This window comes from Dongia sp. agr-C8 (genome assembly GCF_054658695.1).
On sequence record NZ_BAAGHZ010000005.1, the window covers coordinates 340,743 to 366,332 of the forward strand.

General features: G+C 66.8%; 26 protein-coding genes. 8 read left to right on the forward strand and 18 right to left on the reverse strand.

The window, feature by feature from the left end:
* Genes ACYQ4T_RS25945 through ACYQ4T_RS25965 form a run of 5 tightly spaced genes read right to left on the reverse strand, consistent with a single transcriptional unit; the run spans position 1 to position 4,567 of the window.
* Entirely contained in the window at positions 1–408 is a 408-nt protein-coding gene (locus tag ACYQ4T_RS25945; protein ID WP_028098699.1) for a PTS sugar transporter subunit IIA, read from the reverse strand.
* Positions 408–1,421: an RNase adapter RapZ gene (gene rapZ / locus ACYQ4T_RS25950; protein WP_459859532.1), complete on the reverse strand. Its 1,014-nt coding sequence runs from the start codon at positions 1,419–1,421 to the stop codon at positions 408–410. Before rapZ ends, ACYQ4T_RS25945 begins: the two co-directional genes overlap by 1 nt.
* Positions 1,418–1,894: an HPr kinase/phosphorylase gene (locus ACYQ4T_RS25955; RefSeq protein WP_459859533.1), complete on the reverse strand. Its 477-nt coding sequence runs from the start codon at positions 1,892–1,894 to the stop codon at positions 1,418–1,420. The genes rapZ and ACYQ4T_RS25955 overlap by 4 nt, the downstream gene beginning before the upstream one ends.
* Positions 1,895–1,905: 11 nt before the next feature.
* Entirely contained in the window at positions 1,906–3,810 is a 1,905-nt protein-coding gene (locus ACYQ4T_RS25960; RefSeq protein ID WP_459859534.1) for a stimulus-sensing domain-containing protein, read from the reverse strand.
* Positions 3,811–3,853: 43 nt separating this feature from the next.
* Positions 3,854–4,567 (reverse strand): response regulator transcription factor, encoded by a 714-nt coding sequence (locus tag ACYQ4T_RS25965; protein WP_459859535.1) that lies wholly within the window; start codon positions 4,565–4,567, stop codon positions 3,854–3,856.
* A gap of 181 nt (positions 4,568–4,748) precedes the next feature.
* On the opposite strand from ACYQ4T_RS25965, the gene ACYQ4T_RS25970 reads away from it, so the two are divergent.
* The 3 genes from ACYQ4T_RS25970 (at position 4,749) to ACYQ4T_RS25980 (ending at position 6,805) form a co-directional block, all read left to right on the forward strand.
* Positions 4,749–5,234, forward strand: a complete 486-nt coding sequence (locus tag ACYQ4T_RS25970; RefSeq protein ID WP_459859536.1) for a hypothetical protein — start codon at positions 4,749–4,751, stop codon at positions 5,232–5,234.
* A gap of 92 nt (positions 5,235–5,326) precedes the next feature.
* Positions 5,327–6,172, forward strand: a complete 846-nt coding sequence (locus tag ACYQ4T_RS25975; protein ID WP_459859537.1) for a CmcJ/NvfI family oxidoreductase — start codon at positions 5,327–5,329, stop codon at positions 6,170–6,172.
* Between the two features lie 117 nt (positions 6,173–6,289).
* On the forward strand, positions 6,290–6,805 hold the full coding sequence (locus ACYQ4T_RS25980; protein WP_459859538.1) for a PAS domain-containing protein: 516 nt from the start codon (positions 6,290–6,292) through the stop codon (positions 6,803–6,805).
* Positions 6,806–6,809: 4 nt separating this feature from the next.
* Here the strand turns inward: ACYQ4T_RS25980 and ACYQ4T_RS25985 are convergent, their stop codons facing one another.
* From ACYQ4T_RS25985 to ACYQ4T_RS25995, 3 genes are all read right to left on the reverse strand, one after another.
* Positions 6,810–7,316: a DUF2380 domain-containing protein gene (locus ACYQ4T_RS25985; protein WP_459859539.1), complete on the reverse strand. Its 507-nt coding sequence runs from the start codon at positions 7,314–7,316 to the stop codon at positions 6,810–6,812.
* Positions 7,317–7,455: 139 nt separating this feature from the next.
* Positions 7,456–7,950 (reverse strand): DUF2380 domain-containing protein, encoded by a 495-nt coding sequence (locus ACYQ4T_RS25990; protein ID WP_459859540.1) that lies wholly within the window; start codon positions 7,948–7,950, stop codon positions 7,456–7,458.
* Positions 7,951–8,050: 100 nt separating this feature from the next.
* Positions 8,051–8,758, reverse strand: coding sequence for a corrinoid protein (locus ACYQ4T_RS25995; RefSeq protein ID WP_459859541.1), 708 nt, complete (start codon positions 8,756–8,758; stop codon positions 8,051–8,053).
* Positions 8,759–9,091: 333 nt separating this feature from the next.
* Between ACYQ4T_RS25995 and hutH the strand changes: the two genes are divergently transcribed.
* The gene (gene hutH, locus ACYQ4T_RS26000) at positions 9,092–10,630 is read left to right on the forward strand and encodes a histidine ammonia-lyase (protein WP_459859542.1); all 1,539 of its coding nucleotides are present in this window, start codon (positions 9,092–9,094) and stop codon (positions 10,628–10,630) included.
* Here hutH and ACYQ4T_RS26005 read toward each other — a convergent pair.
* Both ACYQ4T_RS26005 and arsN2 read right to left on the reverse strand, forming a co-directional pair.
* Positions 10,622–11,323 carry a Type 1 glutamine amidotransferase-like domain-containing protein gene (locus ACYQ4T_RS26005; protein WP_459859543.1) on the reverse strand — a complete coding sequence of 234 codons (702 nt, stop codon included), beginning with the start codon at positions 11,321–11,323 and terminating at the stop codon, positions 10,622–10,624. The two genes, hutH and ACYQ4T_RS26005, sit on opposite strands and share 9 nt — an antisense overlap.
* A gap of 8 nt (positions 11,324–11,331) precedes the next feature.
* On the reverse strand, positions 11,332–12,312 hold the full coding sequence (arsN2, locus tag ACYQ4T_RS26010) for an arsenic resistance N-acetyltransferase ArsN2 (protein WP_459859545.1): 981 nt from the start codon (positions 12,310–12,312) through the stop codon (positions 11,332–11,334).
* 285 nt (positions 12,313–12,597) lie between these two features.
* On the opposite strand from arsN2, the gene ACYQ4T_RS26015 reads away from it, so the two are divergent.
* Positions 12,598–14,238 carry an alkaline phosphatase D family protein gene (locus ACYQ4T_RS26015; protein ID WP_459859546.1) on the forward strand — a complete coding sequence of 547 codons (1,641 nt, stop codon included), beginning with the start codon at positions 12,598–12,600 and terminating at the stop codon, positions 14,236–14,238.
* Here the strand turns inward: ACYQ4T_RS26015 and ACYQ4T_RS26020 are convergent.
* Positions 14,235–15,038 carry an AraC family ligand binding domain-containing protein gene (locus ACYQ4T_RS26020; protein ID WP_459859547.1) on the reverse strand — a complete coding sequence of 268 codons (804 nt, stop codon included), beginning with the start codon at positions 15,036–15,038 and terminating at the stop codon, positions 14,235–14,237. The genes ACYQ4T_RS26015 and ACYQ4T_RS26020 overlap by 4 nt on opposite strands.
* Positions 15,039–15,086: 48 nt before the next feature.
* Between ACYQ4T_RS26020 and ACYQ4T_RS26025 the strand changes: the two genes are divergently transcribed.
* From ACYQ4T_RS26025 to ACYQ4T_RS26035, 3 genes are all read left to right on the forward strand, one after another.
* Positions 15,087–15,497, forward strand: a complete 411-nt coding sequence (locus ACYQ4T_RS26025) for a DUF2000 family protein (RefSeq protein ID WP_459859548.1) — start codon at positions 15,087–15,089, stop codon at positions 15,495–15,497.
* Positions 15,498–15,837: 340 nt separating this feature from the next.
* Positions 15,838–16,422 carry a TMEM165/GDT1 family protein gene (locus ACYQ4T_RS26030; RefSeq protein ID WP_459859549.1) on the forward strand — a complete coding sequence of 195 codons (585 nt, stop codon included), beginning with the start codon at positions 15,838–15,840 and terminating at the stop codon, positions 16,420–16,422.
* Positions 16,423–16,865: 443 nt separating this feature from the next.
* A complete protein-coding gene (locus ACYQ4T_RS26035) occupies positions 16,866–17,066 on the forward strand; it encodes a DUF2061 domain-containing protein (RefSeq protein ID WP_459859550.1) in 201 nt (66 codons plus the stop codon).
* On the opposite strand, the gene ACYQ4T_RS26040 is transcribed toward ACYQ4T_RS26035, so the two are convergent.
* The 7 genes from ACYQ4T_RS26040 to ACYQ4T_RS26070 form a co-directional block, all read right to left on the reverse strand.
* On the reverse strand, positions 17,051–17,680 hold the full coding sequence (locus tag ACYQ4T_RS26040; protein WP_459859551.1) for a PAS domain-containing protein: 630 nt from the start codon (positions 17,678–17,680) through the stop codon (positions 17,051–17,053). The genes ACYQ4T_RS26035 and ACYQ4T_RS26040 overlap by 16 nt on opposite strands.
* Positions 17,574–21,161, reverse strand: coding sequence for an error-prone DNA polymerase (locus ACYQ4T_RS26045; RefSeq protein WP_459859552.1), 3,588 nt, complete (start codon positions 21,159–21,161; stop codon positions 17,574–17,576). The genes ACYQ4T_RS26040 and ACYQ4T_RS26045 overlap by 107 nt, the downstream gene beginning before the upstream one ends.
* Before the next feature lie 20 nt (positions 21,162–21,181).
* Complete coding sequence (locus ACYQ4T_RS26050) at positions 21,182–22,741, reverse strand: Y-family DNA polymerase (RefSeq protein WP_459859553.1); 1,560 nt, start codon at positions 22,739–22,741, stop codon at positions 21,182–21,184.
* Positions 22,635–23,504, reverse strand: a complete 870-nt coding sequence (locus ACYQ4T_RS26055; RefSeq protein WP_459859554.1) for an ImuA family protein — start codon at positions 23,502–23,504, stop codon at positions 22,635–22,637. The genes ACYQ4T_RS26050 and ACYQ4T_RS26055 overlap by 107 nt, the downstream gene beginning before the upstream one ends.
* Before the next feature lie 106 nt (positions 23,505–23,610).
* Positions 23,611–24,186, reverse strand: coding sequence for a DUF1349 domain-containing protein (locus ACYQ4T_RS26060; protein WP_459859555.1), 576 nt, complete (start codon positions 24,184–24,186; stop codon positions 23,611–23,613).
* Complete coding sequence (locus tag ACYQ4T_RS26065; RefSeq protein WP_459859556.1) at positions 24,186–24,722, reverse strand: hypothetical protein; 537 nt, start codon at positions 24,720–24,722, stop codon at positions 24,186–24,188. The genes ACYQ4T_RS26060 and ACYQ4T_RS26065 overlap by 1 nt, the downstream gene beginning before the upstream one ends.
* Positions 24,719–25,567 (reverse strand): hypothetical protein, encoded by an 849-nt coding sequence (locus tag ACYQ4T_RS26070; protein WP_459859557.1) that lies wholly within the window; start codon positions 25,565–25,567, stop codon positions 24,719–24,721. The genes ACYQ4T_RS26065 and ACYQ4T_RS26070 overlap by 4 nt, the downstream gene beginning before the upstream one ends.
* Positions 25,568–25,590 lie beyond the last annotated feature (23 nt).

The following is a 25,590-nucleotide window of genomic DNA, read 5'->3' on the forward strand; positions in this document are numbered from 1 at the left end:
TCAGCACTCGCTCGCTTTCAAGAGCTGGGAGGCGACGTTGATGTATTTGCGGCCGGCTTCCTGCGCCGCGGTCACCGCGGCCGGCAGGCTCATCGAGCCCCTGACCGAGGCGAGCTTGATCAGCATCGGCAGGTTGACGCCGGCGATCACCTCGACATTCGCCTTGTCGAGCACCGAGATCGCGAGGTTGCTGGGTGTGCCGCCGAACATGTCGGTCAGCAGCACCACGCCCTTGCCCTGGTCGACCTTGGCGACGGTCTCCAGGATTTCCTTGCGGCGCTGCTCCATGTCGTCTTCAGCGCCAATGCAGATCGCGGCGACGCCGGTCTGCTTTCCGACCACGTGCTCCAGGGCCGCGACGAACTCGCTGGCCAGGTTGCCGTGGGTCACCAACACTATGCCGATCATCATCCCCTTCCCGATTGCGGCGCGCCGGCTCCGGCCGATCCCGTCGGTGGCGCGCTGCGGTCAAGATCGCGATGGCGCAGAATCGCCGGCCGGCCCTTCCCTTCCAGCCACTGCGCCAGGCGGCGCGCGACATGGACCGAGCGGTGACGTCCCCCCGTGCACCCGATCGCGATCGTCAGATAGCTTTTTCCCTCCCGTTCGAACCCCGGCAAGAGCGGCCACAATAGTCCGGTCATGCCGGCGAAGAAACCGCCGTAGGCGGGGTCCTCCTCGACCATATTCCCGACCCGCTCGTCCTCGCCGGTCAGCGGGCGAAGCGCGGGATCGTAATGCGGATTGTCAAGGAAGCGAACATCGAAAACGAGGTCGGCCTCGCGCGGGAGGCCGAGCCGGTAGGAGAAGGAAATGACGGTGATGGCAAGCTCGCTCTTGCCCTCGAGGCCGAGCTCGGTCGCGAGCAGGGCCTTGAAATCGCCGATCGTGCGGTCGCTGGTATCGATCACCAGATCGGCGATCTGCTGCAGCGGGAACATGAGCCGGCGTTCCTGCGCGATGCCGTCGGAGACCGGGCGGTCGGGCGCCATCGGATGCCGCCGCCTGGTCTCGGTGAAGCGGCGGCGCAGAGTCTCGTCGTCGCAATCCAGGAACAGCAGGCGGACATCCAGTGCCGGATCGCGCTTCATATCCTGCAACAAGGCGCTGAGACCTTCGGCGGAGAAATCGCGGGTCCGGCTGTCGATGCCGATCGCCAGCGATCTTGCTGCCTCGCCGGCGGCATTCACGCCGGAGATGAGATGCGGCAGCAGGTCCAGCGGCAGATTATCCACCGCCTCGAAGCCGTGGTCCTCGAGGCATTTCAGCGCTGTGCTGCGCCCGGCACCGGCGAGGCCGGTCACCAGCAGCAGGCGGCGACGCGAGGCCGATGGGCGTACCTCTGGCGGACGCGGGTTACCCAAGGGCGCCTTGGGTGGGGTCGCGGCTTCGGTCGCCGCCAAGGCTTTCTGGCTGCTCATTCGCGGCCCATTATTAATCCCGGTCCGCAGGCGGCGGCAAGCCGCAGCTTGACCGCGGTCGAAGCCTCGAAGGCGTTGAGGCGCAGGACCGGCACGGCATGGCCGAGAAAAGTCCGGGATTCCGCCGCCGGCAGCCGTTCGACTTGCGCCGCCGGAACCAGTTCGACCAGCCATTGCAGCGGTGTCGCCCCGGTCGTGCGCGGCGCCGGAACGATGCCGATTCCCCGCGCCTCGATCCGCCCGAGCAGGCTCGGCGGGATATTGCCGGGCGCGCGGCAGCAGAGGCGGTCGCCATCGACCACGAGCTCGACGCGGTCGTCGGAAATGAGACGCGCCCCGCCGTCGATCATGCGCAGGGCGAGATCGGACTTGCCGCTGCCGGAAGGTCCGGTCAGCAGCAAAGCGGCGTTGCCGACCGCGATGGCGGTGCCGTCGATCGCGAGAATGCCGGTCGCGTTGGCGGAGCCGCTCATCGCATGATGGATCAGATCGCGGGAAGATCGATGGTGAAGCGCGCGCCGATCACCCGGCTCGCGCGGTCGCGGCGATTGGAGGCAGTGAGGGTGCCGTTATGCGCCTCGACGATCTGCTGCGAGATCGAAAGGCCGAGGCCCGAATGGGTGCCGAACTTTTCGCCTTCCGGCCGCTCGGTGTAGAAGCGGTCGAAGATCGCCTTGAGCTTGTCCTCGGGGATGCCCGGGCCTTCGTCATCGACCTGGATGACGATGCGGCCCTGGTCGCGGCGCGCCCGCAGGGTGACGGTGCCGTTGCGCGGGCTGAAGGAGAGCGCGTTGGTCAGGAGATTGCGGAACACCTGGCCGAGCCGGCCCTCGGCACCGAGCACGGAAAGATCGTCGCCCGGCGGCAGATCGGCAACCACTTTCGGTTTGCCGTCGCCGTCGGTCACCGCGTGGATGTCGACCAGCGCGGCGATGAGATCATGGATCTTCACCTTGCTGGTCTCGGCGCGGGACATTTCGGCATCGACGCGGCTGGCGTCGGAGATGTCGCTGATCAGGCGATCCAGGCGCTGCACGTCGTCGAGGATGATGCTCATCAATTTCCGTTGCTGCTGCGGGTCCTCGACCCGCGCGACGGTCTCGACCGCGCTTCTGAGCGAGGTCAGCGGATTTTTGATTTCATGCGCGACGTCGGCGGCGAAGCGCTCGATCGCATCCATGCGGCGCCAGACCGCCTCGGTCATGTCGCGCAAGGCGCCCGACAGATCGCCGATCTCGTCGCGGCGGCGGGAGAGATCCGGAATGCCGGCCGAGCGGCCCTTCGACCGACGCACCCGGTCGGCAGCATCGGCCAGGCGGTGGATCGGCAGCGCGATCGTGCTGGCGAGATAGAGCGAGGCCAACACCGTGATGCCGAGTGCCACCAGGGAAACCGCGATGATGGTGAGGCGGGTTTTGCGCAAGGTGCTTTCGACGCCCTTGCCCGCCTTGGTGAGGAACAGGGCGCCCAGCACCTGGCGATAGCGCTGCACCGGCACGGCCACGGAAAGCACCAGCGAACCGTCGCCGCCGGAGCGCACAAAGGTGCCGGTGTCGCCGCCGAGCGCCTGCTGCACCTCCTGGTAATCGTCGGCGACTTGCACCGCGGATTCGCCATAGGGCGGATAGAGGTCGCTGGCCGGGAAGCGGCCGAGCAGCCAGTCATAGGCTCCGCCCAGCGCGGCCAGAATCGGACCTTCGGGCGGTTCGGGCGGCGGCAGCGGCTCGATCAGCAGGATGCCACCGGGACCGGAGAGCAGGAAGGAGTCCGCAATCAGGGTACCGTTCGGCAGGAAGAGGCGCGCGCGGGTCTTCGAGACATCGACCAGGCGGCGTATGGTCTGGCGCGAGGTGTCGGGCTGCAGCCGTTCGGAGCCGTCGGGATCGGTGACGACGCCGCTCGACGCGAGCGCGCCGGAGAAAAGCTCGCCCTCGGTCTTCAACAGCTCCAACTCCGATTGGATCAGGCTGTCGCGATAGGTCGGCAGATAGAGCAGACCGAAGACCGGGATCGCCAGTGCCATTACGTTCAGCAACAGGATCCGCCGGGTGATCGGCGACATCCAGAGACTGCGTCGCGCCGGCGGCGATTTCGCGCGCGGTTGTTCCGGCGCGGAGGCAGGCTCGGGCTTGGTTTTAAGCGGCCGCTCCACCTTCGGCGCGGTCCTGGCAACCGGCGCCTCGACACGGCGCATCTGCGGCTCGCGCCGGTTCTCGCCGGCGGGGGTCGGCGCCGGCTTCGGCTTGCGGCGGAAGAAGGAGATGATGGTGCCGGTCTTGGACTCGGATTCCGGCAGGCGGAATTCCGCATGAGGGGCCGCATGCGCGGCGCGCTGGCTGCTGCCCAGAGTCGGCTCGACCCTGCCGCTGTCCCTGATCGTGTCGGCCATCGCCGATCAATCCTTCAGGGCGAGCGGCGTGGGACGGGCGCGATCAGGCCTCGCGGTACCGATAGCCCACGCCATACAGCGTCTCGATCTGATTGAAATCGGTGTCAACGACCTTGAACTTCTTTCTCAGGCGCTTGATGTGGCTGTCGATGGTGCGGTCATCGACATAGATGTTCTCGCCGTAAGCGGCGTCCATCAGCTGGTCGCGGCTCTTCACATGGCCCGGGCGCTGCGCCAGCGCCTTCAGCAGCAGGAACTCGGTGACGGTCAGCTCGACCGGTTTCTCGGCCCAGGTGCAGAGATGGCGGGTCGGGTCCATCATCAGCTCGCCGCGCACCAGCTGCGCCTCGCCGGTCGCCTGGGCGGTGCCGCGGCTCATCTCGCGGCGCAGAAGCGTGCGGATGCGCTCGATCAGCAGGCGCTGGGAGAAGGGCTTCTTGATGTAATCGTCGGCGCCCATGCGCAGGCCCATGAGCTCGTCCACCTCGTCGTCCTTCGAGGTCAGGAAGATCACGGGGAGGTCGCTGGTGCGGCGCAGCTTTTCCAAGAGCTCCATGCCGTCCATGCGCGGCATCTTGATGTCGAGCACGGCGAGATCGACCGGCGTGGTGGCGAGCGCCCGCAGCGCCTCGGCGCCGTCGGTATAGGTCTTGACCGCGAAGCCCTCCGCCTCGAGCGTCATCGAGACCGAGGCGAGGATGTTGCGATCGTCGTCAACCAGCGCGATGGTCTGCGGCGCGGCAGCGGCTTGGGCCACGAGAATTCTCCTTATCTTCGAAACGTTTACAGAATTGCTGGTGTCCTGCCAAGGTTCGCCCGGAATGGTGACCGAAATGGGGCGAAACTGCGCCGTTTCGGAGCCTTTGCCCAAATCCTTGCGGCTACGCCGGATATGGGTTCAATCTGTTGTAAAGCAAGCAAAATTACGGTGTGGAAGCGTGACACTTAACCACGATGATCCGGCGAAAGACACCCGCGCGCTGATCGACGGCGCCAGCAGCGCCTATCTCGGCTCGCTGGCCGAACGGAGCGACGCCGGCGGCGGTTCCGAGACCTTCCCCTTCGTTTCGCTGGTCCTGCCGGGCCGCGACGGAACCGGGCAGCCGCTGCTGCTGCTCTCGGATTTGAGCGATCATGCCAAGAACCTGAAGCGCGATCCGCATGCCTCGCTGCTTTACGACGGCACGGCGGGCCTGGCGGAGCCGCTGACCGGCGCGCGGGTCACGCTGATCGGCCGCGTGGTGGCGGCGGACACGCCGGAGAACCGTGCGCTTTACCTCGCCGCCCAGCCTTCGGCGCGGGGCTATGCCGGCTTCGGCGACTTCCATCTCTATCGTTTCGAGATCCAGGAGGCGCTGCTGGTCGCCGGCTTCGGGCGGATTCACCGCATCCCCGGCAATGAGCTCGTTTCCGCCGTCGTGTGAGGTTTTCTCGCCTCAGATGTGAACAATGATCGGTTTAACCGGGGGACAAGAACGCCCAATTGTGAGCGATCCAAGTCACTCGGGAGAGCATCATGTTGCAGAAGGCGAAGGCTTCCGCGGTCCAGAATGCCCCGCTTGCCGGCGTCGAAGCCGAGCTGAGCTTCATCATCCCGGACGGGCGGAAGCCCTTCTCGCATCAATATGACCCGCCGCCGGGCCAGCCGGTGCGTTCGCATCAATATGAGAGCCGCAAGGTCTTCATTCAGGACGGGCGCCCGCAAGCCGAGGCCTTCTCGATCGACCGCGAAGGCTTCGCGCTCGTGCAGCACGCGACCCAGGTCGCGGACCTCTATGACGAGGCTGCGCTGAAGGCGCGCTACTACCCGGAGACCGAGGCCCTGTTCAAGGCCGAGACCGGCGCCACGAAGGTCGTGATCTTCGACCACACGATCCGCAGCTCGCACCAGCGTCCGCGCGGCGTCGGACTGCCGCGCGAAGCGGTGCTTCGCGTCCACAACGACTACACCTTGAAATCCGGTCCGCAGCGGGTGCGCGACCTGGTGCCGGAGGAAGCCGAGGCGCGGCTCCGGAAGCGCTTCGCCATCGTCAATGCCTGGCGCCCGATCGTCGGGCCCTTGCAGCAATTCCCGCTGGCCTTGGGTGATGCGGAGAGCCTGGCGGCCGAGGACGTGCTCGCCACCGACCTCATCTATCCGGACCGCGTGGGTGAGATCTATTCCATCGCCTACAACCCATCGCAGCGCTGGTTCTATTTCCCGGAGATGAGCCGCGACGAGGTCGTGCTGATCAAGACCTACGATTCCGACCCGGCGCGGGCCAGATTCAGCGCCCACGGCGCCTTCGCCGACCCCAACTTCCCGGATCCCAAAGTCTTGCGGGAGAGCATCGAGATCCGGGCGCTGCTGTTCTTCGACTGAGATTCTGCGGCAGGTTCGTGCCGGCGCAGCCGGTGGGATAGCGGCCACGGCGTTGCAGTTCGCTCATCTCGCTTGCATACTTCCAGCGCGGGCCAGCGCGGAGTTGCCAGCGAAGCCATGACGATCGACCGACGCATCCTGATCGATCCTTGGGGCGCCATTCTCGGCAAGGGTGAGAAATTTGCGGCGCGCGAAGGCATGCATCGCGCCTGCAACGAGACGCGAGTCGTGTTCGATGCCTGGTGCGCCGCCAAGCCGAACGATCGCCTGCCGCGGCGGAGCGAGGTTCATCCGGAGCGGCTCGGCGCACTCGCGCCGAGCACGATGATTCTGGACGTGCTCGACGACCCGCGCGACTACCGCTATCGCATCGTCGGAGCGCGACAGATCGAAGCCCGCGCCGACGACCCGACCGGCAAGACTGTCCGCGGCATCTATTCGGGCGAGGTGCTGCGCTTCTGCCTGGAGAGCTATGACCGTGCCGCCGCGTCCGAATGGGGCCTGATCGACTTCTCGGTCGAGGCCAGCGCAAACCCGCGATTTCTGGAATTTGAGACGCTGTTCCTGCCGCTATCCGAGAACGGCGTGACGGTGAGCGAGATCCTGGTCTACGGGCATTTCATCGAACGCTGACGCGCTACTTCGCCAGCGGCTCTTCCAGCAGTTCCTTGGCGAGAAACCGCTCGGCGCGCAGCCAGGACTCGTTGTCATCGCCGCGGAAGGTGATCAGGCGCTCGAACACCAGGCGGTCGGCCTCGACGTCGACCGCCTGGGCCTTCATGTTCTGCACCAGCGTGCTCATCTTGTGCACCCCGCCATAGACCAGCACCCTCGCCCCCGCCTGCTTCGCGGCAGCGATCAGGTCCTCGGGAATCTGCGAACCGACCGAACACGGATCCTGGCCGCAATTGAGGGTCACGACCTTGTATCGGCCGCTCGCCGCAAGGTCTTTGCGCAGCGCCTCGGCAAAGCGCGTGGCGCGGTCGGCATGCGCGGCCCGCTGGTCCGTGACCTCGCCCGAACTGTCCTGATAGTCGATCTCGGCGATGCCGATCGTGATCGGCTCGACGGCCGGGACGCCGCTTGTCGAGATCAGCAGCAGCGGCGCGAACAGCGCGGTGCGGAGAATTGCAGCGACCGACATAGGCGTTCCTCTTCCATGGCGTTGCGCGATCCTTGGCGGCGGCAGGAATGCGCGCAAGAAAAATCCCGCCGCGATTTCCCGGGCGGGAGTTTTTCCCGAACCGAAGGCGTTCATTCGACCACGTCTTGGCGGCGCAAAGCTAATTCGAAAGCGCCGCCTTCAGCAGCGCGTCGGCGAGATCGCGCTCGGCGCGCTGCCAGGCCCTGGCATCACCGGCGCCCAGGCTGATCGCCTGGTCGAAGACCAGTTTGGCGGCCTCGATGTCCACCGCCTGCGCCTGCATGTTCTGGACCCCGGGATTCATGCTGTGAACGCCGCCATAGACCAGAACGCGCGCCCCGGCTTTCTTTGCCGCCGCGATCAGTTCTTCGGGCGGCTGGTTCGCGATCGAGCAAGGGGCTTTGCCGCAGTCGAGCTCGACGACCTTGAACTTGCCGTCGGCGCCAAGGTCCTTGCGCAAAGCTGCCGTGAATTTCTCCGCCCGCGCGGTCGTGGTCTTCTCCGGTTTCCTTTCCGGCGCGCCGGAACTGTCCAGGAAGCCGATCTCGGCCACACCGATCGTGATCGGCTCCGCGGCCTGGGCTGCCGTGGCGGCCAGGAAGGCGAACAACAGCGGCAAAGCGCAGCGATGCATGGGCGGCCTCTCTCAGTTCCGGGTTGCCGGGACTAGAACGGAAAAACCCCGCCGCGGTTTCCCGGGCGGGGTCTTGTCCGTCTCGCTTTGGAGCGATCGATCAGGCCTTGGCGAGAGCCGAACCCTGGCGCTTGGCCATGAAGCTCTTCGCGGTCTCGACCGCCACGGCCGCGTCGCGGCAATAGGCGTCGGCGCCGATCGAATTGGAGAAGGCCTCGTTGAGCGGCGCGCCGCCGACCAGCACGACGTGATCGGAGCGGATGCCCTTCTCGATGAGCGCGTCGATCACGACCTTCATGTAAGGCATGGTGGTCGTCAGCAGCGCCGACATGCCGAGGATATCCGGCTGGTGCTCCTCGATCGCGGCGAGATACTTCTCGACCGGGTTGTTGATGCCGAGATCGATCACGTCGAAGCCGGCGCCTTCCATCATCATCCCGACCAGGTTCTTGCCGATGTCGTGGATGTCGCCCTTCACGGTGCCGATCACCATCTTGCCGACCTTAGGCGCGCCGGTCTCGGCGAGCAGCGGGCGCAGGATGAACATGCCGGCCTTCATGGCATTGGCGGCCAGCAGCACTTCCGGGACGAACAGGATGCCGTCGCGGAAGTCGATGCCGACGATCCGCATGCCCTCGACCAGCGCCTTGGTCAGCACGTCATAGGGGGTCCACTTGCGCTCCAGCAGGATGTGGACGGCCGCCTCGATCTCCTCCTTGAGGCCGTCATAGAGATCGTCATGCATCTGCTGAACGAGATCGTCGTCGTTCAGGCTGTTGAGATCGAGTTCGCCGGCGTCGTTCGCCATGAGTCACCTGTGTTGCGCAATCTGTCGCCGCTCCCGGGTACCTTGGGCGGTTCACCCTGGTCCGAAGCGGGGCGCAGAGTGCCGGGAGAGGCCAGAATTGGCAAGACGAGTACCCGGTTTCCGAATGTCTTAGCCGCGCCGCCGCGACATGTTCTGAAGCGCGCGCGACAGCCCGGCCGGGATGCTGAACCGGAGACGCAGGCGCGCTAAGCTGCGGAAAGCACAGGGATCCGTTGCACTCAATTCGATGAACTTGTATAGACAGGTACAGCAGAGCAGAGTCCGGCTATTCCTTTTCCGACTTCACCGGCGGCGGCCGCGGGAGAAATTATCATGAATGACGCGCCCTTCGTTCTCGAACCCGGCCGGCTCGGCCTCGCGGCCTTGCGGGAGCTCGCGAAAAGCCGCCGCAAGATCGCGCTCGATCCCAAGGCGCAGGTCGAGATCGATCGCTCCGCGCAGGTCGTGCAGTCGATCCTCGACCGGCATGAAGTTGCCTATGGCATCAACACCGGCTTCGGCAGCCTCGCCCATACCCGCATTCCCGACGACCAGGTGGCCGAGCTGCAGCGGCGCCTCGTGCTCTCGCATGCCGCCGGCATCGGGCCGGCACTCGCCGACGAGATCGTCCGGATCATCCTGATCCTGAAGGTCAACGCGCTGGCCAGAGGGTTTTCCGGCATCCGCCGCAGTGTCATCGAGGCCCTGATCAAATTGCTGAACGCCGAGGTCTATCCGGTCATTCCGTCCAAAGGCTCGGTCGGCGCTTCCGGCGATCTCGCCCCGCTGGCGCATCTTTCCGCCGTGCTGCTGGGCATCGGCGTGGTGCGCCATGCCGGCCGCACGCTGTCAGCCGTGGAAGGCCTGACCATCGCCGGCCTGCAGCCGATCACCTTGGCCGCCAAGGAAGGCCTGGCGCTGTTGAACGGCACCCAGGTCTCGACCGCGCTGGCCGCCGCCGCCCTGTTCGCGGCGGAGGATGTCTATCTGGCCGCCCTGGTCGCCGGGGCGATGACGACCGATGCCTGCCTCGGCAGCGACGCGCCGTTCGACCCCAGGATCCACGCGGTCCGCGGCCAGCCGGGACAGATCGAAGCCGCGAAGGCGCTGAAAGAGCTGATGGCCGACAGCCCGTTGCGCGCCAGCCATGTCGATTGCGGCCGGGTGCAGGATCCCTACAGCTTGCGCTGCCAGCCGCAGGTGATGGGCGCCTGCCTGGATACGCTGCGCCATGCCGCGGCGGTGATCGGCCGCGAATGCAACGCCGTCTCCGACAATCCCCTGGTCTTCGCCGATACCGGCGAGGTGATCTCCGGCGGCAACTTCCATGCCGAGCCCATCGCCATCGCCGCCGACACCATGGCGATCGCGGTTGCCGAGATCGGCGCGCTCTCCGAACGCCGCATCGCGCTGCTGGTCGATGCCAAGATGAGCAGCCTGCCCGCCTTCCTGGTGCCGGAGCCGGGCCTCAATTCCGGTTTCATGATCGCGCAGGTGACCGCGGCAGCGCTCGCCAGCGAGAACAAGGCCATGGCCTTCCCCGGCAGCGTCGATTCGCTGCCGACCTCCGCCAACCAGGAGGACCATGTCAGCATGGCGACCTATGCGGCGCGCCGGGTCGGCGACATGGCGGAGAACACCGCCGGCATCATCGCGGTCGAGCTCCTGGCGGCGGCGCAGGGCATCGACCTCAGGAAGCCCGTGACCACCAGCCCGAAGCTCGCGACGGCGATGCGGGCCCTCCGTGTGAAAGTCGCGTTCTGGGACCAGGACCGCGAGATGGCGCCGGACATCGAGGCCGCCAAGGCGCTGATCGCAACCCCGCTGTTCCGCGACCTGGTGCCGCTCAGGGTAGTGGCCGCTCTAGTCTAGCTGACGCCGCGGGTTCACGGCTCCATCGCGGATCTCCACGATCGCACCAATCGCGCGGGCTGCACCGTTCTCGACCAGGATCCCGTCGCCGTCGGGACAGCCGAAGATCGGGCGACCACCATTCTCAAGCGAGTATGCCGTCAGCGCCTCAAGGTGGGCGGGATAAGCCTGCAGGTGCGGGAAGAACTCGAAGGGCAGCAAGTCGAGTGCGGCCTGATCCGGAGAATCCGCAGGGCCAGCGCCTTCGAACAGCGCGTTGAGCGCGATGCTGGGCGTCATCAGTATGGCGCCGGCACTGGTACCGATCAGCGGCTTGCCGGAGCGCGCATAATCGCGCAACGGGGAGACCAGCCCGGCCCGGTTCAATCGCCCGAGAAAGCCGCGCGTGTCGCCGCCCGCCAGATGAAGAGCGTCGCAACCCAGGAGCTCGTCCAGGGCACCGGACGATCCCAGATTCTCCGGATCGAAGTAGACCAGATCGATTGCGCCGTATCGGGCGTAGTAGCTTTGCTTGGCCGCGAAGAAGCGCCGCGCCGGGTCCGGCGCCGAAGTCAGGTATCCAATCCGCCGTGCCGAGCCTTCGAGAAGCCGCAGCACCTCCATATCAAGCCTGCCGTTGGCTGCGATCACCTGGTCGCTGTAGAGCGCGAGACGGAGCGACGGCGCACAGTCGGCCAGCAGCGGCGCTTCCATGCTCGGGGTCAGCCGATATCCCGCCGCATCAGCTTGGCGCTCTGCGGGCAGAGCTCGGCGAACTGCTGGGTGGCGGCGATCTCCGGCGGCGCCACCTCGCGCCCGCAGGGCGTGAATCCGAGCGCCACGAAGAACGGCGCTGCGGTCTCGGTCAGCAACCAGGCGTCCTTCAACCCGAGCTTCCGCGCCTCGGCGATCAAAGCGTGCACCAGACTGCGGCCGTAGCCATGGCCGCGTTCCGGTCCATCGACGACGATCGAGCGCAGCAGGGCGTGCGACCCTCGCGCTTCGAAGCCGCCATAACCGCGGCATCGCCCATCCTCGGTCAGCCGGAAGTAGCGCTTGCCCGCCCCGACCAGATCGAGGGTCGGCAGCGCCGCCTCGGCGAGGCAGCGCCGGAAGTCCGGATCGGTGGCCAGGACCGGTGTGAGGCCCGAAGGGGGCATCTCGGTGCGCGGCGCGATCTCGCCGCTCGGCAGCAGCACCCGCGGCGCCGGGGCGATGATGCGCTCGTCCGGCACGGTGTCGGCGCCGACCGGGAAATCCTCGATGCCGAGCGCGCGCTCGACGGTGACGCCATCCTCGCCGGCGATCGGGAACATTGCCGACTCATATTCGCGCTCGAGGCCGGATTCGGTCAGGAAGCGGCAGATGCCGAAGGTCGGCCGCGCATCCCTGACGAATTGCAGATGATGCGCCGGCCAGTCGGTGTCGAGCTCGCTGGAGAAATCGAGCTCGTCGAGATAGCGGCCGGTGAAATCGCCGCCGGCATATTGCGCCAGCCAGGTGCCGACCAGCACGAAGCGGGCGCGAAACGGATTGCGCTCGTAGCGCGTGACCAGCAGGTGCGGCAGCAGCGGCTTGATCTCGGCGGGATCGATGTCGGACCAGAGCGGCATCGGCCGGCGCCCGCGCTTGGCCTCCCAGTATCGCGTCAGGGCCGCGATCTTCGATGAGCTGAGGTCCAAGGCAGAGGCGACGCGACGCAAGGCAGGCTCCGATCCAGCTGGCCGCAGGGCGGCCGCCGCGAATGTTACGACATCCTGACGGCGCATGCTGCATAGATGATCGCGCGCAGCGCACGCACTTGGGCGGCGCCCGAAACGGGTGCTGTTACAGAGTGAAACCCAAAGCTTCTTTTATTCGCACGGACAATCGTCACACTGTGCCGGTAGCGGGATGCGGCGTGGGTGGCAGCGAAGTCGACTCGGGAAGTGAGCGCTGGCGCCATGGACGATCAGGGATTCCCGCTGCATGCCGCTCCGGGTCAAGCGATGCCGTCGATAGGCGGCCCGTCCCAATCCAAGGCCGTCGGCATCAGCCGCCGCCGGGTGCTCGGCCTCGGCCTGGCGGCTCTGGCGCAGCCGCTGCTGGCGACACCGAGCCTGGCCGGCGGGCGTCTCATGCCGCCGCAAGCTGTGGCGCCGCAGAACGATCCCTTTCCGCTCGGCGTCGCCTCGGGCGATCCGTTGGCGGACGGCTTCGTGCTCTGGACGCGCCTGGCACCCGAGCCGCTGTCGCAGGACCCATGGGCGCCGGGCGGTTTGAACGGCGGCGACGTGCTGCTCAAATACGAGATCGCCGAGGATCCGCTGATGCGACAAGTCGTGCGCCGCGGCCTCGCGCGCGCCGAGGCGAGGTTTGCGCATTCGGTCCATCTCGAGGTTTCCGGCCTCAAGTCCGGTCGGCCTTATTGGTATCGCTTCGTAACAGACCAGGCTGCCAGCCCCATCGGCTGCGCCCGCACCGCGCCGAGCGAGGGCCAGCCGCTCGACAACTTCCGCTTCGGCTTCGTCTCCTGCGCCAACTACGAGCAGGGCTATTTCTCGGCCTATCGCCATCTCGCGGCGGAGGCGCCGGATCTGGTTCTATTCCTCGGCGACTACATCTACGAGACCTCGGCGCCGAAGGACAAGGCGACGGTGCGGCGCCACAGCGATGCCGAGATTCCGACCACGCTTGCCGGCTATCGCAACCGCTATGCGCAGTATCGGCTCGATCCCGATCTGCAGGCACTGCATGCTGCGGCGCCCGCACTGACGATCTGGGACGACCATGAAGTGCAGAACGACTATGCCGGCGAATGGGCTTCGAATTTCGAACCGCCGACACAGTTCCTGTTGCAACGCGCGGCTGCCTACCAGGCCTTCTACGAGCATATGCCGCTTCGCCCCAGCCGCTGCCTGCAGCCGGGATCGGCGCCCGGCACGGCGATGCGGATCTATGGCCGCTACCAGTTCGGCGATCTCGTCAGCTTCTCGATGCTGGACGGGCGGCAGTATCGCTCGCGCGAAGCCTGTTATGGCCCGCCCTATGGCGGCGGTCACGTGGTGACGGCGCGGCAATGCCCGGAGTTGATCGATCCCGCGCGTTCGCTGCTGGGGGAAGCGCAGGAAAGCTGGCTCTATAACGGGCTTGCGGCTTCGCAGGCACGCTGGAACGTGATCGGCCAGACCGTGCTGATGGCGCCGCTGCACGACAACCATCCCGGCACCGAGGCGCATGAATGGACCGAGGCCTGGGACGGCTATCCCGCGGCGCGGACGCGCCTGCTCGATCACATCAGCGCCAGCGGCGTCGCCAATCCCGTGGTCCTCTCCGGCGACAACCACGCCTTCTGGGCCAATGAACTGAAGCGGGAGAGCGACGGCGTCCCGATCGCGACCGAGTTCGTCGGCACCTCGATCACCTCGTTCGGGCCGCCCTATGAGCAGGTGGCGAAGTGGCTGCCGTCGAATCCGCAGGTGAAGTTCTTCGAGAGCCGCAAGCGCGGCTATTCCGTGGCGGACGTGACCGCCGATCGGATGGTGACGCGCTTCCAGGCGATCTCCGACGCCGCCGATCCGGTGGCCAAGGTCGAGACCTTGGCCAGTTTCGTGCTGGAAGCGGGGCGGAAGGTCCTGGTCACGGCTTAGCGCGCCACCAGCCGCGCGTAGCGGCCGGGGGTCATGCCGAAATGCGCCTTGAAGTGGCGGTTCAAGTGGCTCTGATCGGTGAAGCCGCAGGCGCCGGCGACTTCGGCCAGTGGCGCGCCATCGGCGATCAGGCTGCGGGCGGCGGCGACGCGGCGGGCGACCAGATAGCGATGCGGCGCCGTGCCGAAGCTGCGGCGGAAGGCGCGAGCCAGGCTGAAGCGGTCGAGATCGCCGACGCGCTCAAGATCGGCGGAATCGATCGGCCGCGCAAATTCCGCGTCCAGGTAGTCGCGGACCCGGAGCAGCGCATGACGCGGTCTGGCGGGGGGCCGGCGAGGCTCCTGCCGGGCACGGCGCAGGAGCGCGTCGGCGAGGCCAGCCAGCAGCGCATCGCCCGCAAGCGGATCCAGCCGGCCGGGGAAATCCGCAAAGGCTTCATGGATCAGCGTTGCGATGACACGGTCCTGCGTCACCGCATCGGCGACAAAGGGCAGGCTGCGCATGCCGTCATGTTCAAGCGCCCGCGTAATCAGGGCCGGGTCGACATAGATCATGCGATAGCTGAATCCGTCCGGCACCGCGGCATGGCCGTCATGCTGCTCGTCCGGATGCAGCACCATGATCTGACCGGTGCGGCTGACCTGCGCCGCGCCGCGGTAGCGGAAGCCCTGCGCACCGTCCAAGGTCAGGCCGATCGCATAGGTCTCGTGCCGGTGCAGATCGTAGGCATGGCCCTGGAAACGCGCCTCGAGCCTTTCGAGGCCCGGCATCGGGCTGTCGGTGGTGAGAAAATCGGCCATGCACAAACGTCCAAGACGGGCGGTGGTGTCGCGGCGATGATGCCAGACATGCTGTACCCGACCAAGACCGCTCTCATCATCCGCAACGACCTCGCCGCCTGGCAGAAGGCGAATGTCGCGGCCTTTCTTTCCGGCGGGCTGACGCATCATTTCCCTGAGATGGCCGGCGAGCCCTATCGCGATGCCGATGCGACGGTCTACACGCCGCTCATCCGCGAGCCGGTCTTCGTCTACGGCGCCGATGCCGATGGGATGCGGCGCACTTATGAGCGCGCGCGCAACCGCAGTCTGACCTTCGCGATCTACACCGAGCCCTTGTTCAAGACCACCAACGACGGCGACAACCGCGCCTCGGTTGCGGCGACGCCGCGGGAGGCGCTGGACCTGGTCGGCCTCGGCTTCCATGCCGAGCGCAAGATCATCGACAAGGTGATCAACGGCTTGAAATTCCTGGCGTAGGCGCGCGCCTCCTCTCAATCGTCATTGCCGGGCATGACGGTGCGAGGTCAGGGTGCGACGACCCGCGCCTTGCCATTCCGTGTGAAACCGGCTATTTGCCTGCTCGCCCATTGGGGAGTAGCCGCCTGCATCTCAAGCAGGGGTCCGGTCAACAGACTTGGCAGCCGTTTCGCGGATGCCATGGCCGGAGCGGTCGAGCGGTCTGGCCTTCTGTAATCGGAAGGAGAGCCGCGGGATCTGGCGAGACCTTTGGCGCGGCAGCCGGGTCCGGGTTGGACGGCGGTTGCCTCGCCGAAGTTCCGCCCGCGTCCGACCCGCCAGTCATGGTTCGCCTGCTCCGATGTTTTCCCTGAATGCCTTCGCCATTTCCACCGGCCTGGTCGCCATCGCCGAGATCGGCGACAAGACCCAGCTTCTGGCGCTGCTCTTGACGCTCAAGTTCCGCAAACCCTGGCCGATCCTCTGGGGCATGCTGGCCGCCACCTTGGCCAATCACGCCGGCGCCGGCGCGGTCGGGCATTACCTCGAGAATGTCCTGAACGACATTGCCGGGCCGGAGATGCTGCGCTGGGGCCTTGCGGCCGGCTTCGCGGTGATGGCGGTCTGGGCGCTGATCCCCGACAAGATCGAGGAGGAGGAAGGCGAGGTCGCGCGCTGGCGCCGGGGCGGTGCCTTTCTCACCACCCTCGTCTGCTTCTTCCTGGTCGAGATGGGCGACAAGACCCAGGTCGCGACCGTGGCGCTGGCCGCGCGCTTTCCCGAGCTGCTCTCGGTCGTGCTCGGCACCACCTGCGGCATGGTGCTGGCCAACGCGCCGGTGATCTTCTTCGGCAACAAGCTGGCGGCGAAGATCCCGCTGAAATACGTGCGCTGGTCGGCGGCCGCATGCTTCGCAGCCCTCGCGGTCGGGGCGGTGCTGATCTAGGGAGGCGAAGCGGTGCTCCATTCTGTACATGCTGGGTCAATGCAGCGGGCGTGATCCTGCGCGCTTCGCGCGTCGCCACCGCAAGCGGAGCCATGCAAATGGCGATGGCTTCCGCGTCGAGTGATGCGCAATCGGCACGCAGACTTAATTCTGTCTGCGTCCGGTCTGCGTTGCCGGCGCCATCGCGCATTCTCTCAACCGGCGCCGCGCCGTCATCAGGTCGGCCGCCGATGCCTCATTCATGATGTCAAACAACGAGGCTGATTTTATCACAAAGGACGTCGCCGGTCACCGCTGATCGCATGTCTCGGCGAATCGTCTGAAATCAGGAGTATGCAGCGGAATTCGGCCGATCGATTGCGTCGATGGCGGTGATCGGGATTTTGCTGCTTTAAAAGCCGATCCCGGGGCGCCATATTCACTTGAGAACGATTCGCAATTGGATGACAAGACCGGCGATGCTGAGCGATCTGGTGAAATCGGGGACCTGGGCGGTGGTGCAAATGGCCATCGGCTTTGCCGTCGGCATGGCGGTGACCGGTTCGGCCGGTTTCGGGCTGTGCTTCGCCTTGCTCGCCGGCTCGCTCGGCAGCTTCGCCTACTGGCTGCACGCAAGGCTGTGGAAGACTTACGCCAGGCGGTGATGGGTGTAGCCGAACAGCATGGTGACCCGCGCGCCGTCCTCGGAGAGCGGCAGCATCAGGATGTCCTCGTCGCCCACCCGGCCGTCCGGCGCGGTGAAGTCGCGGTGCATGAAGAGCGGCGCCCGGGTCGTGACGACCTGGTCCAGGATGGCGAGGGCGTTTGCGAGGCTCGGGGCGAAGAAGCCCTGCAGGATCGACTGGCCGGTCGGGTCCTTTCCGCGCATCGCGACTTCCCGCGTGCCGACGAGCCGGTAGACATAGCGGCGTTCGTCTTCGACCACGTCGATCAGGATGAGGCCGGGCAGGAACGGCTTCAACTCGAGCGGATCGATGTCGGCGCGTGACGGCATCTCCCGGCCGCGGCGCTTCCCGTCCCAATAGCGATGGACGGCGAGAACATCGGGATGGTGATCGCCGGCATCCGGAGGGTGTTGCCTGTCTTGCGGCCCGGCCGTTGGAGGTCTCCCTGAACGAAGCTTGCCCAGGCAGCATAGCGCGAGGTTGGGATTAGTGAAAATCCCGGCTGCGGACATCCAGCACGGCCGGCGGGTTCCAGCCTTTGGCCGGCTCGGGGTCGCGCGGGTCGGGGCGGATGTTGTGATGCGCCACCTCATCGGCCCGGGCGACCGGCAGCCGGAAGGGCTGGTCCGGGGCCTGCGGATTGACCGGCGTTTCCGCATCCTCGCGCAGGCTCTGCAGCATGCCGGTGAGATCGGTGAGGCGTTCCGCCACCACATGGATCACCTGGTGCGGCGGCTGGCCCTCGATTTGCAGTTTGCCCTCGCAGCCGATCAGCTTGGCGGTCATCACCACGCCACGCGCCTGCTCGAAGAGATGATTCCAGACCACGACATTGGCGATGCCGGTCTCGTCTTCCAGGGTCATGAAGATGACACCGCTGGCGGTGCCCGGCCGCTGCCGCACCAGGACGAGGCCGGCGACTCTGATCTTCTGGCCGTTCCGGCAGGAGGACAGCCGATCGCTGGCGACAACGCCGCGCCCGGAAAGGCGCTGGCGCAGGAAGGCCATCGGGTGCTGCTTCAGGGTGAGCTGCAGCGACCGGTAGTCCTCGATCACATGCTGGGAGAGCGGCATTTGCGGCAAGCCGGCGCCCTCCTCTTCATGCTGCTCCAGCACCGCTTCCTGCGCGACGAAGAGCGGCAGCGGCTTTTCGCCCAACCCCTTCACCGCCCAGAGCGCCTGGCGCCGATCCAGCCCCATCGAGCGAAAGGCATCGGCATGGGCGAGCTGGCCCAAGGTGCGTGACTCCAACTCGGCGCGGCGCCAGAGCTGCTCGGCGCTGCGATAGCCGGCGCCGCGGGCGGCGAGCAGACGCTGGATTTCCTTTTCGCCGATGCCCTTGGCCTGGCGGAAGCCGAGGCGGATGGCGGGATGTTTGCGGTAAGGCGCGGATAGACCCGTCGACCCCTCACCCTCGCCCTCTCCCGCAAGGGGAGAGGGGATTCTTTTGGGCGCTTCCGCGCTGGAGTATCCGATCGAAAATAGGTTGTGAATACCCCCCTCTCCCCTTGCGGGAGAGGGTTGGGGTGAGGGGTCGAAGACTCCATCCGACGTACTCTCCAGCGTGCAGTCCCACTGGCTGAGGTTGACATCGACCGGCCGGACCTCGACGCCGTGCATCACCGCGTCGCGCACGATCTGGGCCGGCTGGTAGAAGCCCATCGGCTGGCTGTTGAGCAAGGCGGTGGCGAAGACCGCGGGGTGGTGGCATTTGATCCAGGCGGAGATGTAGGCGAGCAGCGCGAAGCTCGCGGCATGCGATTCCGGGAAGCCGTAGCTGCCGAAGCCCTCGATCTGCTTGAAGCAGCGCTCGGCGAAATCCAGGTTGTAGCCGTTGCGCTTCATCCCCGCCATGAAGGGCACCCGATACTTGTCGACATCGCCGTTGTGCCGGAAGGTCGCCATCGAGCGGCGCAACCCGTCGGCCTGGTCCGGCGTGAAGTCGGCGCATTCGATGGCGATCCGCATCGCCTGTTCCTGGAACAGCGGCACGCCCAGGGTTTTCCCCAAGATCTTCTCGAGCGCCGCGTGGCCCTGATAGTCGATCGGCTCGCGTCCGTCGCGGCGGCGGAGATAAGGATGCACCATGTCGCCCTGGATCGGACCGGGGCGGACAATCGCGACCTCGATGGTGAGATCGTAGAGCTTCTTGGGCTTCAAACGCGGGAGCATGCTCATCTGCGCCCGGCTCTCGACCTGGAACACGCCGATCGTGTCGGCGCGGCAGAGCATGTCGTAGGTCGCCTTGTCGTCCTGCGGAATCGTGGCCAGCGTCAGTTGCGGCCCGCCCTGCTCGACGATGAGGTCGAAGGCCTTGTGGATGCAGGTCAGCATGCCGAGCGCCAGGATATCGACCTTCATCAACCCCAGGGATTCGAGATCGTCCTTGTCCCATTGGATGACGGTGCGGTCTGCCATCGCCGCATTCTCGATCGGCACCAGCGAGGACAAGGGCCCGCGCGAGATCACCATGCCGCCGACATGCTGCGAGAGATGGCGCGGGAAGCCGATCAGCTCGCGGGCATAGTGCAAGGCCATGCCGAGACGCTGGTCGGCGGGATCGAGGCCGAGCTGGCGCACCCGCTCCTCCGGCACGATCTCCTGCGACCAGCCCCAGATGGTCTTCGCCAGCGTGTCGGTGACATCGGTCGAGAGGCCGAGCGCCTTGCCGACGTCGCGGATCGCCGAGCGCGAGCGGTAGCGGATCACCGTCGCCGCCAGGCCGGCGCGGTCGCGGCCGTATTTCTTGTAGATGTACTGGATCACCTCCTCGCGGCGCTCATGCTCGAAATCGACGTCGATGTCGGGCCGTTCGCCCCGCTCGGCGCTGATAAAGCGGGCGAAGAGAGAGTTGCCCTCGGCGGGATCGATCGAGGTGACGCCGAGGCAATAGCAGACCGCCGAGTTCGCCGCCGAGCCGCGGCCCTGGCAGAGGATGTTCACCGACTTCGCATAGCGCACGATGTCGTGGACGGTGAGAAAATATGGCGCGAAGTCGAGCTGCTCGATCAGCGCCAGTTCCTCGCCGATCTGTTTCGCGACCTCCGGCGGCGTGCCTTGCGGGTAGCGCCAAGCGGCACCCTCCCAGGCGAGGCGGGTCAGGGTCTGCTGCGCGGTCTCGTCCGGGCCGACGACCTCGGTCGGGTATTCATAGCGGAGCTCGGCCATCGAGAAGCGGCAGCGTTCGGCGATCTCGGCGCTGCGGTCGACGGCGGCCTCGAAGCCGCGGAACAGGCGGCGCATCTCCGCCTCGGGCTTCAGATGCCGCTCGGCATTCTTGCGCAAGCGATAGCCGGCCGCGTCGATCGTGCAGGTATGGCGGATGCAGGCGAGGATATCGGCCAGGGGACGCCGCTCGGCCTCGTGATAGCGCACGTCGTTGATCGCCACCGTCGGCAGGCCGACGCGATCGGCCAGGGCCTGGTCCTGCTCCAGCCGCTTCCGGTCGTCGCCGTGATAGCGATGGCAGAGCGCGAGATAGGCGCGCTTCGGGAAGTCGCGGCGAAGGCGGGTGAGGAAAGTGGAGAAGCTTAATTCAGTCGTCATGCCCGCCTGTCCGCGAAGGCGGACATCCGTCCGCTGGGGCCGGGCATCCCTGAGTTTGCCGGCCAGGGAACTCAGGGGTCCCCGAGCCAATCCCCGGATCAAGTCCGGGGACGGGGATGACGACCCAGTAGGCGGATAGATTGGAGACTCCTCCGGCGTGATCGCCACGGCGATCAGGCCTTCACCCCATTTGGCGAGGTCGGCGTAGTCGAGATGGCATTCGCCCTTGGGCGCACGCCGGCGGCCCAAGGTCAGCAGCTCGCAGAGCCGGCCATAGGCGTCGCGGTCGGTCGGGAAGACCAGCACTTCGCGGCCATCTCGGAAGGCCAGCCGGCAACCGACGACGAGATGGAAATTGAGCGCGGCGCAGGCTTCATGCGCGCGGGCGATGCCGGCCAGCGTATTGCGGTCGGCGATGGCGATCGCGCGATGGCCGAGCCGTTCCGCCGCCGCCACCAGTTCCTCGGCATGCGACGCGCCTTCCAGGAAGGTGAAGTTGGTGAAAGCGGAGAGCTCGACATAAGCCATGGCGCGAAGACCCCGCGCGTTTACGCGAAGACACCGTGCAGGAACCAGCGTGGCTGCTTGCCGCTCTGATAGAGACCGGCGCGGTAGAGCCAGTAGCGACCGCCGGTCTCGTCCTGGACGCGGTAATAGTCGCGGGTCTCCAGACTTTCATTCGCGTCTGCACTGGCGGGACGCCACCATTCGGGCGCCACGCGCTCCGGGCCCTCGGCCCAGACCACGCGATGCCGAATCCGGCGCCAATGGAAGGTGATCGGCGGATCGTCCGGCACCGGCGCCATCACCTCGATCGGCTCCGGGTTCGGCAGCAGGCGGGTGGGCCGCGGCGGCAGCTTTGGCCATTGCACCTTCTTCTGACCCTCAAGCGGTGCCACCATCTTTATCGCGCGTTCCGGCACATGACTCTCCACAGGCATTGGGCGCGCGAGACGTTCGGCACCGAGGCGGTTGGCAAGGCGGTCCATCAAGGGCGCGAGATCGGCGGCGGAGACCGCGGTCTCGTCCATATCGATCATGCCCGCTTGCAGCGCGGTCGCCACCTCGGTGCGCTCGGCGGCGAGGCTCATGAATTCGATGCCGGGGCCGGGATCGATCCGCTCCAGCTTCTCGGCGATGAGATGAAAGAGATGGCGCGGTTCGGCGCTGGCCCGCGCGGTGCCGATCGTGAGCGCGGAGACGACGCCGTCGAGACGATAGGCGGAGAGCTTGAGGCTGCGCGCGCCGCGCTGGTGCCCGGCGAGTTCGCGCGCCAGCCGCTCGACCAGGATCTCGGCGACGCGGCGGAGCGATTCCGGCGCCGAGATCGGCTCGGCGAAGCCGAGGCCGATCCGGTGCTCGGGCGGCGGCAGCAGCGGCGACAGCGTCTCGGCGGCACAACCGAGCGCCTGGTCCAGACGCGTGATCAGCTTGGTGCCGAAGCGCTGCGCCAGGCCGGCGCGCTTCATCGGATAGAGATCGCCGATCTTCCTGAGGCCCAGGCGTTGCAGCCCGTCGACGGTCGCGGCGTCGATGCGCAAAGCCTGCACCGGCAAGCCGTCCAGCGCGCCGGAGACGGCACCGGCCGGGATGATCGTGCCCTGCCTGGACTGGCTGAAGCGCGCGGCGGCCCAGGCCGCGCCGATCGTGCCGGCGATGGCGCCGACAACGTCGAAGCCATGACTGCGCAGGCGCTGCAGCGCGTCCGCCAATAACTTCTCCTCGCTCCCCCAGAGATGGGCGCAGCCGGTGATGTCGAGCATCAGCCCGTCGTTGGGATCGGGTGCCACCAAAGGCGAGAAGCGCGTCGCCCATTCGGCGAGCTTATGCAGCGCCGCGAGATCGCCGGCGGGATCGGCCGGCAGGACCAGGAGATCGGGCACCAGCGCCTGGGCATCGGCGACGCCTTGGCCGGGCGCGATGCCGCAGGCGATGGCGCGGGGATCGGCGGCGCGCACTTCGCGGCGCGGGCCGACGGTCTCGACGAGGACGAAAGGTCGATCAGTTTCCTGTGCCCGCCGCCAGCGGTCGGCCGCCCAGAAGCGGAGCCAGATCGCCAGATAGCGGCGCGTTCCGCTGCGAGCGGGTCCGGAATTCATCCGATCCATGTGCCTTCTCCATGATCCAGGTGTTGGGGCGGCCGCCGCGACAGCGCGCGAGATCGACCTGCCAGCAGATTTCCTGCGCGCTGGGGAGCGCGGTCACGCGCCAGCGGGTGACCGCGGCGATCGGCTGTGCGGCATCGCGCGCCGCGCGTTCCATCAGGCGCCAGCGCCGCAGCGCGAAAGCGGTGACGCCGCTGGTTTCCGCCGCCAGTTGCAGGCGGCGGCTCGCGGTCAGATCCAGCTTCTCGACCTCGCCCAGCACCGCGCCGAGGCACTGCGCCTTCAGGCCTTCCTCCATCGCCCACAAGGCTTCGTCGTCGCGCCTGGCGGCGACCAGGATCAGGCGCTTCGGGTCGAGCCGTTGTTGATGAAGACCGTGGGCGTGGAGATCGATCGCGGCGCGGCTGCCCGCGCGGACGATCCAGAGCGCCGGTCCCGCATCCTGCAGCCGCGCGAGCCAGAGTGCGGCGAAGCCGGCGGCCGCGGCCCCCTCCTCCCGGTCGGCGCCCTCGCCCGCCACTTCATGCAAGGCCGCCCGCGGCAGGCCGCCCCAGGGGAGATGCCGGTCCAGCTCCGGGAGCCCCAGGACGACCGGCCGGAGCGGGTGGCGGGCCTGGCTGGTAGTGGCGCCGAGCCGCTCCAGCCGCGCCACCTGATCCCGCAGCGCGCCGAGCGCCAGCGGCTTTACCCGCGCCGACGGGGCGTCAGCGAGGTGGTTCTGGTTGGCCGCGATGGGTTGGCGCTCAGGTGTTCCATGTTGGGGCATTTGTTCATCATGTGTTCTCACCCGTGCCTGAGTCAAGAATTGGGAACAAAGCAAGAATACAAGATGGAGCCGTTTTTTAAAAAGCGCTTTGAATCAGCGACTTACTTCAGGCGTGCAACGCCCGGTCGATCGGCGGACCGATCTCGAAATCCCGAAAGGTGACCTCGAAGCCCTCGCGTTCCGGCGAGCAGCACATCACGCCGACCTGCAATTCCGCCGCCGGCTTGAGATAGGCGAGGCGCAGCATCTGCCATTGCCCGGTTCCGGGATCCTCGAACTGGATGCGGATCGCCTCGCCATGGCGGGTCACGCGGATCGAGACTTCGTCGCGGGCATGGCGATAGGGCAGCACCGACCAGTCGGAGAATTCGTTGGTCACCACGACCGAGAGATGACGCTCGCCGTCGGTGTATTCGATGCCGGTCTTCGCCCAGTGACTCTCGTCGGCGCGCAGCATCAGGCCGGCCTGGTCGTAGAGCGCCTCGTAGCGGCCGGTGAACTTGACCGAGGCCGTGAAGTCGCCGGTGACGGTGCGATGGAGGAAATGTCCGCTGTGCCGGCGGAAACCGTAGAAGGTCTGCTGCCAGAAGTCGGTGGCGCCGCGGGTCATGACCGTGAGGGCGTTATCGGCACGCGTCTCGGCGAGAGGCGGGTTGAGCCAGGCGAGCCCGTCGAAGCCCACTAATGCGCCTGCAGGATCGCGTCGATGTCGGCTTCGAGTTCCTTGGTGCGCTTCTTCAGCCGGTCGAGCTCGGCCTGCCGCTCGGCCATGGCGCCGCCGGTATCGGTCTGGGCCAGCTTGGTCTGGTCCTGCACCCGTTGCAGCTCGCGCTGGGCCTGGTTGAGGCGCTGCTGGTCGACCTGGTTGTTGGACCGCGCCTTCTGGATCCGCGCGTTCATGCCGTTGAGCTCGGTGTCGAGGTTTCTCAGCTCGCCGGAGATTTTGTCGATCTGCTGGTTCAAGCCCTGCTGCTGCGCCGCGAGATCCTGGTTCTGGCGCTGCAGCTGCACGTTCTCGTCCTGCAGGTTCTCGGTCGCCTGCTGCTTCTGGTTCACCTGGTTCTGATAGGCGCCCATGTTCCGCTGCGCGCAGAAGTAATTGTCGGTGCGCGGATCGCCGGTGCAGGAGGAGGAGCAGCCCGTGGCTCCCATGCCGACCAAACCGAGCAGCAGGACCGGCAGGATTCCGCCGGCGACGCGCAATACCTTTCCGCTCATTGCAGGACCACGGCCTTCCGGCGCTCCACCAGCTTGTCGTATTCGCGCTCCAGCTCCTCGTTCTGGTCGCGCATGTCGGCGATCTGCTGGTCGAGCGCATCGACCCGCGCCTCGTCGATCTTGCGGCGGGTGCCCTGGGCCATCTGCTGGGTGTCGGAGGCCATCTGCTGGTACTGCTCGCTGTTCGCCTTCATCGAGGTCATGCGGGTCTTCAGCGCGGCGGAGTCGGCGTCGATGGCGGCCAGCTCCTTCTGCGCCTGGGCCTTGGTGATCCGCTTGTTGGCGTAGTCGTCCTCGAGCTGGTCGAGCTGGCGGCTCAGGGTATCGACCGAGGCCTGCAGCGCTTCGCCGGAGGCCTTCAGCTTGGCATTCTCGTTCCGCGCCGCCTCGAGCTGGCAGTCGTAGCGCGCGAGCTGCACGGCGTAATATTTCTTCTGCTCGGCGGTCTGCACGCCGGAGGCGGCACCCAGCGCACCGCCCGCCACGCCGCCGATCACGGCACCGGTGGCGGCACCGCGGCCGGCATTGTTGGACATCATCGCACCCGCCGCGGCGCCGAGCAGCGCCAGCAGCACCGCGCCGGCCGCCGTCGCCACGCCGACGGTCTCGAAATAATTCACCGGCACCTGGTCTTCGTTGATGTTCATGCAGGCGGCGACGCCGCCCGACTTCACCACCGAGCCGAAGTTGCCGGGCTGGACGTTGGCCGTCTTCGCGCCGGCGCCGCGGTTGGGATCGTAGCCCGGCGGCGGGCCGCCACTGCTCCACGCGCAGCCACCACCCTGGAAGGCGGTGATGCAGGCCGCGGCCAGCAAGATGCCGCGCGCTGGTGCTGGAACTCTCATCTCACTCCCGCAATCCTGACCCG